At 64.5% G+C, this 13,972-nt stretch carries 12 protein-coding genes and 1 tRNA gene; 8 read left to right on the forward strand and 5 right to left on the reverse strand.

All coding sequences use genetic code 11. The features are described 5' to 3' along the window. Positions 1-1,298, reverse strand: a 1,298-nt coding sequence (gene rimO / locus QZV93_RS12795; protein WP_295558991.1) for a 30S ribosomal protein S12 methylthiotransferase RimO, incomplete at its 3' end; no start/stop codon positions are given. 161 nt (positions 1,299-1,459) lie between these two features. Next, positions 1,460-2,149: an MOSC domain-containing protein gene (locus QZV93_RS12800; RefSeq protein ID WP_295558993.1), complete on the reverse strand. Its 690-nt coding sequence runs from the start codon at positions 2,147-2,149 to the stop codon at positions 1,460-1,462. A 527-nt stretch (positions 2,150-2,676) separates the two neighbouring features. On the opposite strand from QZV93_RS12800, the gene QZV93_RS12805 reads away from it, so the two are divergent. From QZV93_RS12805 to QZV93_RS12815, 3 genes are all read left to right on the forward strand, one after another. Beyond that, on the forward strand, positions 2,677-3,600 hold the full coding sequence (locus QZV93_RS12805) for a ParA family protein (RefSeq protein WP_295558994.1): 924 nt from the start codon (positions 2,677-2,679) through the stop codon (positions 3,598-3,600). Continuing rightward, positions 3,572-4,033: a hypothetical protein gene (locus QZV93_RS12810; protein WP_295558996.1), complete on the forward strand. Its 462-nt coding sequence runs from the start codon at positions 3,572-3,574 to the stop codon at positions 4,031-4,033. Before QZV93_RS12805 ends, QZV93_RS12810 begins: the two co-directional genes overlap by 29 nt. 142 nt (positions 4,034-4,175) lie before the next feature. After that, positions 4,176-4,523 (forward strand): hypothetical protein, encoded by a 348-nt coding sequence (locus tag QZV93_RS12815; protein ID WP_295558998.1) that lies wholly within the window; start codon positions 4,176-4,178, stop codon positions 4,521-4,523. Positions 4,524-4,527: 4 nt separating this feature from the next. On the opposite strand, the gene QZV93_RS12820 is transcribed toward QZV93_RS12815, so the two are convergent. Further along, positions 4,528-5,793 carry a toll/interleukin-1 receptor domain-containing protein gene (locus tag QZV93_RS12820; protein WP_295558999.1) on the reverse strand — a complete coding sequence of 422 codons (1,266 nt, stop codon included), beginning with the start codon at positions 5,791-5,793 and terminating at the stop codon, positions 4,528-4,530. A 156-nt stretch (positions 5,794-5,949) separates the two neighbouring features. After that, entirely contained in the window at positions 5,950-7,779 is a 1,830-nt protein-coding gene (phaC, locus tag QZV93_RS12825) for a class I poly(R)-hydroxyalkanoic acid synthase (protein WP_295559000.1), read from the reverse strand. A gap of 221 nt (positions 7,780-8,000) precedes the next feature. On the opposite strand from phaC, the gene QZV93_RS12830 reads away from it, so the two are divergent. The 3 genes from QZV93_RS12830 to glpX are packed head-to-tail and all read left to right on the forward strand — an operon-like array spanning position 8,001 to position 11,619. Beyond that, positions 8,001-9,227 carry an LL-diaminopimelate aminotransferase gene (locus tag QZV93_RS12830; protein WP_295559002.1) on the forward strand — a complete coding sequence of 409 codons (1,227 nt, stop codon included), beginning with the start codon at positions 8,001-8,003 and terminating at the stop codon, positions 9,225-9,227. 25 nt (positions 9,228-9,252) lie between these two features. After that, the gene (locus QZV93_RS12835) at positions 9,253-10,587 is read left to right on the forward strand and encodes a homoserine dehydrogenase (protein ID WP_295559004.1); all 1,335 of its coding nucleotides are present in this window, start codon (positions 9,253-9,255) and stop codon (positions 10,585-10,587) included. Positions 10,588-10,617: 30 nt separating this feature from the next. Then, positions 10,618-11,619 carry a class II fructose-bisphosphatase gene (glpX, locus tag QZV93_RS12840; RefSeq protein WP_295559005.1) on the forward strand — a complete coding sequence of 334 codons (1,002 nt, stop codon included), beginning with the start codon at positions 10,618-10,620 and terminating at the stop codon, positions 11,617-11,619. A gap of 3 nt (positions 11,620-11,622) precedes the next feature. On the opposite strand, the gene QZV93_RS12845 is transcribed toward glpX, so the two are convergent. Beyond that, positions 11,623-11,754 (reverse strand): hypothetical protein, encoded by a 132-nt coding sequence (locus tag QZV93_RS12845; protein ID WP_295559006.1) that lies wholly within the window; start codon positions 11,752-11,754, stop codon positions 11,623-11,625. 167 nt (positions 11,755-11,921) lie between these two features. On the opposite strand from QZV93_RS12845, the gene recJ reads away from it, so the two are divergent. Together recJ and QZV93_RS12855 are read left to right on the forward strand one after the other, a co-directional pair. Then, on the forward strand, positions 11,922-13,775 hold the full coding sequence (gene recJ / locus QZV93_RS12850) for a single-stranded-DNA-specific exonuclease RecJ (RefSeq protein ID WP_295559008.1): 1,854 nt from the start codon (positions 11,922-11,924) through the stop codon (positions 13,773-13,775). 120 nt (positions 13,776-13,895) lie between these two features. Then, positions 13,896-13,970, forward strand: a tRNA-Glu gene (locus QZV93_RS12855). Positions 13,971-13,972 lie beyond the last annotated feature (2 nt).

The raw sequence follows: 13,972 nt of genomic DNA on the forward strand, positions 1-13,972 counted from the left end.
GGCTTGACGTTCTGCTCGCCATTGAGAAAAACGCTGCCGTCGATCTCGGGGGCATCCCACCGCGAGCGGCCGAGCGCGCCATCCTCGTCCACCTCGTCGACGATAACGTCGACGGTGGTGCCGACGCGGGCCGCGAGGATCTCACGCGAGACCTCTTGCTGCGCTGCCATGAAGCGGTGCCATCGCTCCTCCTTCACCTCCTCGGGGACGGCGCCCGCGAGGTCGTTGGCCTTGGCGCCGGCGACGGCCTCGTACTTGAAGCAGCCAACGCGGTTGAGCTTCGCCTCGCGCAGCCAATCGAGAAGGAGCGTGAAATCCTGCTCGGTCTCGCCGGGGAAGCCGACGATGAACGTCGAGCGGACGGCGAGATCGGGGCAGACCTTGCGCCAATTGGCAATGCGCTCGGCCGTCTTTTCCTGATGGGCCGGACGGCGCATGGACTTCAGCACGGCGGGCGAGGCGTGCTGGAACGGGATATCGAGATAGGGGAGAATCTTGCCCTCGGCCATCAACGGGATGACGTCGTCGACGTGCGGGTAGGGATAGACGTAGTGGAGCCGGGTCCAGGCGCCGAGCTCGCCCAGGGCGCGGGCGAGATCGAGGAAGCGGGCCTTGAGCGGCGCGCCCTTCCAGGTGCTCTCCGCATATTTCAGGTCGAGGCCGTAGGCGCTGGTGTCCTGGCTGATGACCAGCAGTTCCTTCACGCCGGCCTTCACCAGGCGCTCGGCCTCGGCCATGACATGGTTCGCCGGGCGGCTCGCCAGGTCGCCACGCAAACTCGGGATGATGCAGAACGAGCAGCGGTTGTTGCAGCCTTCCGAGATCTTCAAATAGGCGTAGTGACGGGGCGTGAGGCGCAGGCCTTCCGGCGGGACGAGATCGAGGTAGGGGTCGTGCAGCGGCGGCACGGCGTCGTGCACGGCGGAGACGACCTGCTCGTACTGATGCGGGCCGGTGACGGCGAGCACGCCCGGGTGCACCTCGCGGATACGCCCTTCTTCGACGCCCATGCAGCCGGTGACGATGACGCGACCGTTTTCGGCAAGAGCCTCGCCGATGGCGTCGAGGCTCTCCTGCTTGGCGCTATCGAGGAAGCCACAGGTGTTGACGACAACCACATCGGCGCCGGCGTAGTCGGGCGCGACCTGATATCCCTCGGCGCGCAGCTTGGTGATGATGCGCTCGCTGTCGACAAGGGCCTTCGGGCACCCAAGCGAGACGAAGCCGACCTTGGGGGCCGGTTTGGACGCGGGCCGGGTCTCTGACGGGGAGGGACTGGTCGTGGCTTTGGCGGTCATGCTTTGGGCGTCGTCCATCTTCACCGGGGTCCGCCGGACCCCGGTGCTTTCAGGGACGGCCTCGGACGGCGGAAAACCGGCCTTCTAGCACAGGCAGGGCCGCCTTGTACCGCTCTCGGGGCCGCAGGCCTGCCCAAGGGCAAACGCATGAATAATCTGCTTTAGTTTTGTCCGGTCAGACGCGCCGTCCAGCTCTCGGTGGTGCGGGTCTCGATCCTGCGTGCGGCGAGCTTCCTCCAGCCCTCGGCCAGCTCCGGAATGGCGGCCATCTCCGCCAGCTCGTCGTAGCGCTCCTTGTCGCGATACAGCAGTGCGATAAGCCGAGCCAGGGGCCAGCCGGGACGGAGACGTTGCACGAGCTCGAGCCTGTCGGACGGATCGGCCGTGCCTTCCTCGAGCACACGATAGTACCACCCGGTGCGTCCGCTCATCTGCGTTCGAAAGGCAACGTCCTGACGTTCGAAACGCGCGTTGAGCTTCCAGCACGGCTGGCGGCCTTGGCTGATCTGCATGACGGCGGATCCGAAGCGGACGACGTCGCCGATGTGGACCGTCTCTTCCGTCCATCCGGTGGTGGACAGGTTCTCGCCAAAGGCGCCTGGCTCGCCAAGCAAGGGATGCTCGCCGAACTCCCGCTGCCATTCGGCATAGTGGTCGAAGGGGTACTGGTGGACCGCCTTTTCCAAGCCGCCGTGGTTTTTGGTGTCGCCTTGCGCATCGCCGGCCAGGCCCGTGTGCGTGATGCGCCAGGGTGCCGGCGCCCTCATCTTGGCAATGCCGCTCGGCACGTGTTTGGGTCCGAGCGGCATGAGGCGACCGCACAGGACCGCCGGGGTTACGGGCGCGAGCATCAGGTGGCTATCTCTTGGAATATCGGAGGAATTTTAGGTCAGTTTGCTTGTCACGGGGCGCTGTCGGCAAGAGAAATTCGGCCGTTTTTTGCGAGGGGTGGCCAATGTGGACGACGCGCGGTGCCCCTTCAAGGCTGCGCACGGGCGGCGAAGGTGGGCCCGTTGCCAAGGCACGAATAGACGTTGCGGATTTTAGTTCCCGCGCTCAGAATCTCGCCCACAGATTGTCGTTTTCAGAGCATATTAGTGTTTGCTAACAGGTTAGACGGGGTTATCCACAATCTATTATCGGCTGGTGCGGGCCAGCTGAAAAAGATGAAGGGACGTGCCGGCAACGGGAAGATCGACCCGAGCGGTTGGGTCAGATCGGTGGGAGGGGTCTAGACAGCGACACTCATATTGCGCGGCCCGCACGGGCCAGATGCCGATGGCGAGCGGAGGGCGTGCGTCGCGGCATCTTTCAAGGAGCGCGGGGTACAAGTGCATTCAATCCACGAGACCACGAAGTCTCGTGAAGTGAGGAAACAATGGCACTCTACCTCGCCGTGGCCAACCGCAAGGGTGGCGTCGGGAAGTCCACGGTCTCCGTGATGCTCGCGCACAGCCTCAGCATCTGGGGCGGCAAGCGCGTCCTGGTCGTCGATATCGACTCCCAATGCAACGCGTCGATCATTCTGCTCGGCGGGCGCGGATGGCGCGAAGCGCGCGACAAGCGCAAAACGATTTCCGACTACTTCGTCGATTGCTTCAAGACGCCCCATACCGCGGCCGAGCCCTATCTGGTGCGCGAGGCGGGCGATGTCGTCGGTGCCTCCGGCCGGCGGCCGGTGCTCGACATTCTGCCGGGCTCGCTCCTGATCGACGAGGTGCAAGGCGACCTGTTCCTCGATCTCGCGAGCGGGCACCAGGGCAAGAACCTGATCATCGATCTCTCGCGCCGGCTGGGCCAGCTGCTGCGGCGCTGGGACGGCGCTTACGACGTCGTGATCATGGACTGTGCGCCCGGGCTGTCGTTCGTCACGCATGCTGCGATTGCCACCGCCGATCGCGTCATCGTGCCGTTCCGGCCGGACTACGTTTCGCTGATGGCGATCGACCGCATCTCGCTCGTCGCCGAGGGAGCGAGCAACCTCGACGAGCTTGCGCAGATCCCGTTCTCGCGCCGCCGCTATATGTGCCTTCCGAATTTCGTGCGCGGACGGGGGGCCGAGCGGCTTCTCATCGAGGAGGTCGGGCTGACGCACCCGATGGCGGAGATGCAGCTCGCGCATCGCGACGGAATCGCCAACGCTTTCGAGTGGAGCGCGGACACGCGGACGATCGACGCCAAGTACGGCGACGGCGTCGCGGATCTGCGCCGGCTTTACGATGAAGTCTCCAGCATGCTCGTCAACGGTAACGCGCCTCCCAGGATCTATGCTCATGACACGCACACAGCGCTCAGCGCGTAACAAACTGCGGGCTCTGATCGGGACGGTTCTCGACAAGGAGCATGACCTGTCGGACGAGGCCAAACGCCGGATCGTCAATAGGATCCTCCGGCAGTCGGACCGCGTCGCCGAGTTCGGTGCGGCCCTGTCAGAGGCACGGGGCGAGCCGCAGACGACGGCTCCCGCTGCGCCTTCGGCCGAGGTCGAGCCGCCGCCGCCCATCCAGGTCTTCGATCCCTACGCGATCGGGGCGGTGGTGACGCTGCAGCGGCATGGGGCGCACGCGCTGATGGATCGCTTGTCGGCGATCGGAAACGTCGAGCACCTCGTCACGCTCGCGAGCGCGCAGAACCTCGCGCTCAAGGCGGGTTGGTCGAATGCGGACGAGCTGTGCGCCGCCATCGTCCAGTGCGCCGAGCAGCGTCTGGCTGAGCGCCGCGCGGCTGCGAGCTGAACCGGTATCGCCGGGAAACCGGAGCGACAAAATAACAAGGTTAAGAGACAGTTAGACGCGTGGCCAGACTTGCAGCGTTCCGTGTAGGGGTCCGTCAGTTTTTTGCGAGTGAATGATCTCGCTCTCGTTCCGGATCCCGTCCATGACCGACTTCTGCATCCAAATTCATCCCGACCGCAATCGCGACCTCGACTTCGACCGCGTGCGCAAAGTCTGCGAGGGCTTGGCTGCGGACAAGGCGCTGATCAAGTGGTTCGCGTTCTCGGATCGCCCGGCCGATGGCCGGGAACGCCGGCACATCAATCTCCTGTTCGATACCGATCGGCCGGCGGACCTGTGGCGGGCTCTGCTGGTCAAGCTCTATCAATGCGAGACAGTCGGAAGGCCGCTGCAAATGTCGTCGATGGCGATGTGCGAGGGCGACGGCGGCTGGAGCGATTATCTCCTGCTGCATCACTACGATCCACGCGAGCGCCTGCACCGGCTGTAAAGGGCTAGGCCGTCTCCAGTTCGTGCAGGAGCGTGGACATGGTGGCCACGTCCTCGTCGGAGAAGGCGCTGACATAGACGTCGGTAATCGACATATGCTCGCGCTCGCACAGCGGGCCATTGAAGAAATCGGCGATGGCACGCAGGACATATGGTCCTACGACGGCGGACGTCTGGCCTCCGCGGCCGGTGCCGAAGAGGGGAAGGACGACGCTTTTGGGTTTGAAGCTCGATGCCATCCCCTCCTGCAGCCGGCGCTGGGATGTCCCTTCGGGTGAGACGACGCCCCGTGCCCGGCAGAGGTCCTGAACCGACAGCAGAGCCGACGTCGTGCAATCGCGGATCTGGTGTTCGCTCCGGAGCGGAACGATGCGGTGCTCGGCTATGATGGCCTGGACCGCCGCCACGTGCACCACGTGAGACACGCGATTGAGCTTGAAGAGCTTGCTGGTCGGCCCGCCGGAACTGGTCAGGAACGTCGTGCCGATCGGGACGGGGCGCGGGCTTCCGGATACCGCACGCTCGATTTCGGTCTGGATGGTGTCCTCGATATAGCCACGCTCCGTCGATGAGCCGAGATGGCGGATGTTCGACGAAATGCTCGCCATGTCGAATATGCGGGCCATCTGCATGTAGTCATTCTCGGAATTGACGAGAACGTCGTAGCCATTGAGATGAAAGATGTCGCCGCTGGCGATATGGATGGTGAGTGGTCCGGTCGCCAGGGCCAACTCTCGTTTGGCCGCGGAGAGCTGAGGTTTCGCCGGCTTCACGGGCGGCGTCACGGTCGCGGCGATCTTCTTGATCAACTCGTAGTTTGCAGCTTTTGAGCGCTCGTGGGCCCTTTGGATCGGTGGAGCCAGCTCGATCGCAACAGCGCGTGCCGTATGGCTCCCCATGTTGAATGGCTTCTTGTGCTGAAGCTCGCTGAGCCGCAGTGCTTTGAGCTCCGCTTGGAGCGTCGCCTCGTCGATATTCAGCCCGATCGGGATGATCGGGACGCTGAAGGCCATGGCCATGGAAATTTCCCGGCGTACCCACTCCGACTGGGATGTGCCTTCGCTGATGGCCAGCACAACGACGTGGCTCGAGACCAGATGCTCGTAGATGGTTCGCTCCCAGAGAAATCCGGGATCGAGGTTCTCATCCATCCAAACGTCGTACTCGGGAATTTCTCTCAGGTACTCGAAAAGCTTGTAGGCGTTGTTGGACTCGCGACCCGCCGCATCCTTTTTCCGATAGCAAACAAATACCCTCGTTCGCTCTGCCAAATGCGCCTCCCCAAGGACGCGCGGCTGCGAAGAGATCGGTCCCTCGAAAAATCACGATGTGGTGAGCTCGCCCGCATCGCAATCTCTCGCCGCGCTGTCGCAACGTCTCAAATGTTCGCTTAAGGAGCAATAGCTAGGGCACGCAAGCCAAATCCGTCAGGATTTGGTGCGGACGTAGCTGCCGGGGGCTTGCTCGATGGCGCCGAGCTTCTCGCCCGGCTCGCGCGGAATGGTCCAGCCGCCTGCATACTTGGCGAGCCACTCGGACCAATAGGGCCACCAGGAGCCGGGATGCTCCTTGGCCATGCCGATCCATTCGTCGAGCGTGTCGGCGGCGGCCTTGTTGGCGGTCCAGAACTGATACTTCATCTTGTCCGGCGGATTGACCACGCCGGCAATGTGGCCGGAACCTGCAAGCACGAATTCCACCGGACCACCGAGCAGCTTCGAGCCGATGAATACCGACTTCGCGGGCGCGATGTGATCTTCCTTGGTCGCCAGCTCGAACACCGGCAGCTTGATCTTCTTCAGGTCGAGCTTGACGCCGGCAAGTGTCATCTCGCCTTTGGCGAGCTTGTTCTCGTTGTAGAACTTTTCGAGATAGAAGCCGTGGTTGGCGGCCGGCATCCGCGTCGAGTCCTGGTTCCAATAGAGGAGATCGAACGGGAACGGCTTCTTGCCGAGCAGGTAGTTGTTGACGATGTACGGCCAGATGAGATCACGCGGGCGCATCATGTTGAACACGTTCGCCATGCGCGAGCCGTCGAGATAGCCGCGCTCGGCCATCATCTCTTTCAGGGATTCGAGCTGGTTGTCGCTCGTGAAGAGCAGAAGGTCTCCGGCCTTCGAGAAGTCGAGCTGGGTGGTGAGGAACGTCACCGAGCGGAACGGCTCCTCGCCGCGGGCCGCGAGATAGGCCAGCGTGGCGCCGAGCAGGGTGCCGCCGACGCAATAGCCGACGACGTTGCATTTCTCGACGCCCGTCTCGCGCGAGACGGCGTCGGCGGCCGTCAGCACGCCTTCGAGCATGTAGTCCTCGAAGGATTTGTGCGCGAGGCGCTCGTCCGGGTTCACCCAGGAGATGACGAATACCGTGAAGCCCTGGTCGACGGCAAACTTGAGGAAGCTCTTCGGCGGCGTGAGGTCGAGGATGTAGTACTTGTTGATCCAGGGCGGGATGACGAGCAGGGGCACCTCGCGCACCTTGTCGGTGGTCGGCGCATACTGGATGAGCTGGAAGATCTCGTTCTCGAAGACGACCTTGCCGGGCGTCATCGCCAGATTCTTGCCGACCTCGAAGGCTTCGGTGTCGGTCTGGCTGATTTTCAGGAGATCGCCGGATTTCTCCATGTCGCGCACGAGGTGGCTCATGCCCTGCACGAGGTTCTTGGCGTTGGTGGCGAAGGTTTCGCGGACGACCTCGGGATTGGTCATCGGGAAGTTGGACGGAGACAGCGCGCTCGAGAGCTGGCGCAAATAGAACTCGGCCTTCTGGCGCGTGGGATCGTCGAGGCCCTCGGTCTGCTGGAGAACGTCCTCGGCCCAATGGGTGGTGACCAGATACGCCTGCTTCCAGAAGTCGAAATAGGGATTGGACGACCACTCCGGATCCTTGAAGCGGTTGTCGGACGGCTCGGGCTCGGCCACCGGCTCCACCTTCTCGCCGAGCATGCGGCGGATGGAGGTGTTCCAGAGATCGAGGTAGGAGCTCATCAACGTGCCCTGGGCCTCGGCGAGCTTGGCGGGATCGGTGAGCCAGACGCGGGCGATGTCCGCCAGCGTGCCGGCGGCTTCGCTGATCTCGCTCGCGGCCGAATAAGGGCTCATCTTGGCGTCGGGCCGCTCCAGGAGCTCCGTCATGACGCGGCCGCCTTCCTCGAAGAAGCGCAGGAGGTTCTTTGCGAACTCCTCCGGATTTTCGATGCGGTAGGGCGTGGCGGGTGGTCGCGTCTGCTCGTTCATGGGATCAAGATAGGCTCTCCTCATGACAACGCCTAGTAGGAGGAAAGGAGGAAGCAGTTGAGAACAAGATGTGCACAGGGCGAGGCTCGGCGCCGGTTCTGCCCCTGGACGCGTGCGGCCCTGATGGCGTAAAATGAAATGGAAGAGCCCTGTTTTGTTGCCGATTTCCCGGTCCAAAACTGCATACGGCATGTATTAACGCGGCCGAGCTTCGCCTTGGCGCGCAATATCATCATGAGACAACTGTGATCGACGATTTCCACCGCATCAAGCGCCTACCGCCTTATGTCTTCGCTGAGGTCAACCGCCTCAAAGCCGGAGCGCGGGCGCGAGGAGCGGACATCATCGATCTCGGCATGGGCAATCCCGACCTGCCGACGCCGCAGCATATCGTCGACAAGCTGGTCGAGACGGTGTCGAAGCCGCGCACGCATCGCTATTCGGCGTCGAAGGGCATCCCGGGCTTGAGACGCGCACAGGCGGCCTACTATGAGCGCCGCTTCGGCGTGAAGCTCGATCCCGAGACGCAGGTGGTGGCCACGCTCGGCTCCAAGGAAGGCTTCGCTAACATGGCGCAGGCGATCACGGCGCCCGGCGACGTGATCATCGTGCCAAACCCAACCTATCCCATCCACGAGTTCGGCTTCTTGATCTCGGGCGCGGCCATGCGGCACGTCAAGGCCGGCAACGGCGAGGATTTCCTGCGCGCTGTCGAGCACGCCTGCCGCCATTCGATTCCGAAGCCGCTGGCGGTGGTGCTCTCCTATCCGTCGAACCCGACGGCGATGACGGCGGATCTCGACTTCTACAAGGATGCGGTGGCGCTGGCGAAGAAGCTCGACCTCATCATTCTTTCAGACCTCGCCTACTCGGAGATCTACTTCGACGACAATCCGCCGCCATCGGTGCTGCAGGTGCCGGGGGCGATGGACATCACCGTCGAGTTCACGTCGCTGTCGAAGACCTACAACATGCCGGGCTGGCGCATGGGCTTCGCGGTCGGCAACGAGCGGCTGATCGGGGCGCTGGCGCGGGTGAAGTCTTACCTCGACTACGGCGCCTTCACGCCGATTCAGGTTGCGGCCGCGGCTGCCCTCAACGGTTCGCAGGACTGCGTCGAGGAGATCCGCAAAACCTACAAGAGCCGCCGCGACTGCCTCGTGGAGGCCTTCGGCCGGGCCGGGTTCCCGGTGCCGCCGCCGCCGGCGACCATGTTCGCCTGGTGCCCAATCCCGGAGCCGTTCCGGGCGCTGGGGTCGGTCGAATTTGCCAAGCTCTTGATTGAAAAGGCGGATGTTGCGGTGTCGCCGGGCCTCGGCTTCGGCGAGTATGGCGAAGGGTTCGTGCGTATCGCGCTGGTCGAGAACGAGCACCGCATCCGGCAGGCGGCCCGCTCGATCAAGAAGTTCCTCGCCCAGAGCCCGGAAACCATGCATAACGTCATCCCCATCCCGCAAAAAGCCAGCCGCTAGGCCGTTCAGCCGCGATTTGTCAGTCATGTCAGAACCTTTGACCCTCGGCGTCGCCGGACTTGGCACCGTCGGCATGGGGCTCATTCAGCTCCTCAATGCTCATGCGGCGCGCCTCGAGAAAATGCTCGGGCGTCCGATCGTGGTGACCGGCGTCTCGGCGCGCAACCGGGACAAAGCGCGTGGCGAAGGGTTCGGCAGCGCGCGCTGGTTCGACGATCCGGTGGCGCTCGCCAAGGATCCGTCGAACGCCGTCTTCGTCGAGTTGATCGGCGGCGAGGACGGGCCGGCGAAGGCCGCGATCGAGGCGGCGCTCGAAGCCAAGAAGCATGTCGTAACCGCCAACAAGGCGCTCCTCGCCAAGCATGGCATCGCGCTGGCCAAGAAGGCCGAGGCGCAGGGCGTGTCGCTCAACTTCGAGGCTGCGGTCGCGGGCGGTATCCCGATCATCAAGATGCTGCGCGAAGCGCTGGCGGCCAACGGCGTGAAGCGCGTCTACGGAATCCTCAACGGCACCTGCAACTTCATTCTCACCAAGATGACGGATGAGAACCGCGGCTTTTCCGAAGCGCTGAAAGAGGCGCAGGAGCTCGGCTATGCGGAGGCCGATCCGTCGTTCGACATCGGCGGCTTCGACGCCGCACACAAGCTGTCGCTGCTGGTCTCGCTCGCGTTCGGGACTACCATCGCCTTCGATCAGATTCACGTGGAGGGCATCGAGACCATCGCCACGGCGGACATCGAGGCGGCGACGGAGCTCGGCTATTGCATCAAGCTGCTCGGCGTGGCCGTCGACACGGAGCAGGGGGTCGAGGCTCGCGTCTCTCCGGTGCTGGTGGCGGAAGAGTCGGCGCTCGCGGAAGTGTCGGGTGTCACCAACTGCGTCGGCATCGACGGCGATTTCGCCGGCAACCTGCTGCTGGTCGGACCGGGCGCCGGGGCCAAGCCCACCGCATCGGCCGTGGCCAGCGACATCGTCGACATCGCGCGGGGGCTGGTGATGCCGCCGTTCATCCGCTCGACTTCGGTGCTCGAACCGGCACGCGGCCTCGATCTCAAGTCGAGGCTCGGAAACTATTACGTGCGACTTTCCGTGTACGATCGGCCGGGTGCGATGGCTGCTATCACGAAGCGGATGGGCGACGAGAACGTGTCACTCGAAAGCATCGTGCAGAAGCGTCCGGGCCCCGTTCATCCGGGCCAGGCCGCCGAGCCGCGCCCGGGTGCCGCCGAAGCTGCCGTGAACGTCATATTGATCACTCACGATACGACCGAAGATGCGATGCGCAAGGCGCTCCGGGCCATTGAGAAGGATGGCCATGTGAAGGAGCGGCCGCAGATGATCCGCATCGAGGATCTTTGAGGATGGACAAATTTGGCGCGAGGAAATCCCATGGCAAAGGATAGCGGCGCAGTCGGTCTCGACCGCATGCTGGTGCTCGAGGTCGCGCGCGTGACCGAAGCGGCCGCGCTGGCGGCGGCGCGCTTCTGCGGACGAGGCAATGAGAAAGCGGCCGACAAGGCGGCGGTCGATGCCATGCGCCACGAGCTTTCGCGGGTGTCACTGAGGGGCACGGTCGTCATCGGCGAGGGCGAGATGGACGAGGCGCCGATGCTCTACATCGGCGAGCAGGTGGGCAACGGTACGGGCCCCGAGGTCGACATCGCGGTCGATCCGCTGGAGGGCACGACCATCTGCGCCAAGCGGATGCCCAATGCGCTGGCGGTGCTCGCCATCGCCGAGCGCGGCGGTCTGCTGCACGCGCCGGACATGTACATGAACAAGATCGCCATCGGTCCCGGATATCCGGATGGCATCGTCGATCTCGATGCGCCGGTGGGGGAGAACATCGCGGCGCTGGCCAAGGCCAAGGGCGTGCCGGTCAGCGGCATCACAGCGTGCCTGCTCGATCGGCCGCGGCATGCGGAGATCATTCGCGCCGTGCGCGAGGCGGGGGCCGGCGTGCAGCTCATTCCCGACGGCGACATCGCGGGTGTCATCTGGACGACGGATCCCGAGGAGACTGGGATCGACATCTACCTCGGATCCGGCGGCGCGCCTGAGGGCGTTCTGGCAGCAGCAGCTTTGCGCTGCATCGGCGGGCAGATCCAGGGGCGCCTGATGCCGTCGAACGACGACGAACTCGTACGCGCGCGCAAGATGGGGATCAGCGACATCAAGCGGAAGTTCAAGCTCGAGGACATGGCGTCGTCGGACGTGATCTTCGCTGCAACGGGTGTGACCAGCGGGTCGCTGCTCGAAGGCGTGAAGTTCCGCGGCGAGACGGCCGAGACCGAGACGCTGATCATGCGCTCGAAGACAGGGACGGTGCGCCGGATCAAGAGCCGCTTCCGCGACGTCGGCAAGCATCTCCTCGCCGACAGCCGGGACTGACGCCTATTTCGCTTCGAGCTTGAAGCCCGGCACGTCGATGCTGACCTTGGTCTGCTGGCTCTCGTAGTAGAGATAGCCGAGCACGCCGACGCCGACCGCCAGCAGAAAAATGATGATGTTCTTGGGATCGCTCATTTTGGCTCGCCTCGGGTGCCTCTTTCTGTGTCTCTCCCGCACCTCTGCCATAAGGGGCGGGCTCTCACAAGGTGCCGGCCTTGTTGAAAAGCGATCGCCGGGGGTCGCCCGCGGCGGGATCTCCTGAAACGCTTAACGTTTAACGATTCGCACGGGGGACTTCGGGGATGACGGCTCTCAGGAAGGCGCGCGCCCGTGTGGAAGCGCCGGGTGAAACGGCATTCCTCGGCGTCACGCAGTCGGCTCGCGGCTATCGCTGGACCGAAATGCTGGATGTGGGGCGCGCAAACGAGGCTATTGCCATCAGCCAGCGCCATGGAGTGCCCGAGCTGCTCGGTCGCGTCCTGGCGGCGCGCGGCGTCACGCTCGACGAGGTACCGGTGTTTCTCGATCCGACGATCCGGGCGCTGATGCCGGATCCGTCGACGCTTGCCGATATGGACAAGGCCTCGCGCCGGCTGGCCGATGCCGTGCAGCGCCGCGAGCCAACCGCCGTTTTCGGCGACTACGATGTCGACGGGGCCTGCTCGTCGGCTCTGGTGGCGCGCTTCCTCGATCATCACGGCGTGCCAAGCCGGATCTACATCCCCGACCGCTTGACCGAAGGCTACGGCCCCAACGCGGGGGCGATCGACCAGCTCATCGGCGAAGGTGCAAAGCTGATCGTCACCGTCGATTGCGGCACGACCAGTGTCGATGTGCTGGCGGGCGCCAGCAAAAAGGGCGTGGACGTGGTGGTCATCGATCATCACCAGGCCGACGAGGTGCTGCCGGCGGTGCATGCGCTCGTCAACCCGAACCGGCTCGACGACATTTCCGGGCAAGGGCACCTCTGTGCAGCCGGCGTGACGTTCATGGTTCTCGTGGCGACGGTGCGCGAGCTCCGTCGGCGGGGGTTCTACTCCGGCGGCACGGCGGAGCCGCAGCTCATCGAAGACCTGGATCTCGTGGCGCTGGCGACGGTTGCCGACGTGGTGCCGCTCAAGGGGCTCAACCGCGCCTACGTGACGAAGGGACTTCAGGTCATGCGCGGACGGGAGAACGTCGGCCTGCGCGCGCTTGCCGACGCGGCGTCACTCGGCGAGGCGCCGACGGCCTATCATCTGGGGTTCATTCTCGGGCCGCGCATCAACGCGGGCGGGCGCATCGGCGATGCGGCGCTCGGGGCCAAGCTGCTTTCCACGCACGACGAGAGCGAGGCTGCGCGCATTGCGGTGCTGCTCGACCGGCTCAACCGGGAGCGCAAGGAGATCGAGCAGGCGGCGCTGGAAGAGGCGGTGGCGACGGCGGACCGGCTGCTCGAGGAAACGCCGGATCTGGCCGTGCTCATGGTCGGATCGGCGGAGTGGCATCGCGGCGTGGTCGGGCTGATCGCGAGTCGGCTCACGGAGCGGTTCAAGCGTCCGTCGTGCGTGATTGCCTGGGACAAGAACGCGGTTCGTGGCGTGGTCGCGGGCACGGGATCGCTGCGATCCGTGGCCGGCATCGACATCGGGGCCGCCGTGCGCCAGGCGGTGGCGGCCGGGCATCTTCTCAAGGGCGGCGGGCATGCGATGGCGGCGGGGCTCACCGTCGACAAGGCGAAGCTCGATGACCTCGCAAGTTTTTTTGCAACGACGCTCGCGGGGGCGGCGGTCCGTCTCGCGGAGCGTGCGACCCTCTCCATCGACGGGGCGCTGACGCCGTCGGCGGCGAACGACAGCCTCGTCGACCTGCTGGAGCGTGCCGGTCCGTACGGCCAAGGCAATCCGCAGCCGCGGTTCGCCTTTCCCGCCCATCGGGTGAAGTTCGCGAAGCCGGTGGGGACGGCGCACATCCGTTGCGTTCTGGAAGCCGGCGACGGCTCGCGTCTGGACGCGGTGGCGTTCCGGGCGGCCGGGCAGCCGCTCGGCGAGCTCTTGATGGCCGCTTCGAACGGGTTCCCGATCCATGTGGCGGGCCAGATCCGGCGCGACACGTGGGGGGGGCGTAATCGGATCGAGCTGCAGATCGAGGACGCGGCCGATCCGCGCCAGCAATAGGTCCCCGTGCTGCGCGAAATTGGCGCGCTTTCGCAGACGGTTAGACCTCTGCTTGCGTCTTTCTGCAAACCTTCCTATACCACGCGCTTGCCGTCGGCCGGGTCTCCCAGCCGGGGCCGCGGTCCCTTCGTCTATCGGTTAGGACGTCAGATTTTCAATCTGAAAAGACGGGTTCGACTCCCGTAGGGACCGCCATT

It is taken from the genome of uncultured Hyphomicrobium sp. (assembly GCF_902826555.1).
GTDB lineage: Bacteria > Pseudomonadota > Alphaproteobacteria > Rhizobiales > Hyphomicrobiaceae > Hyphomicrobium_C.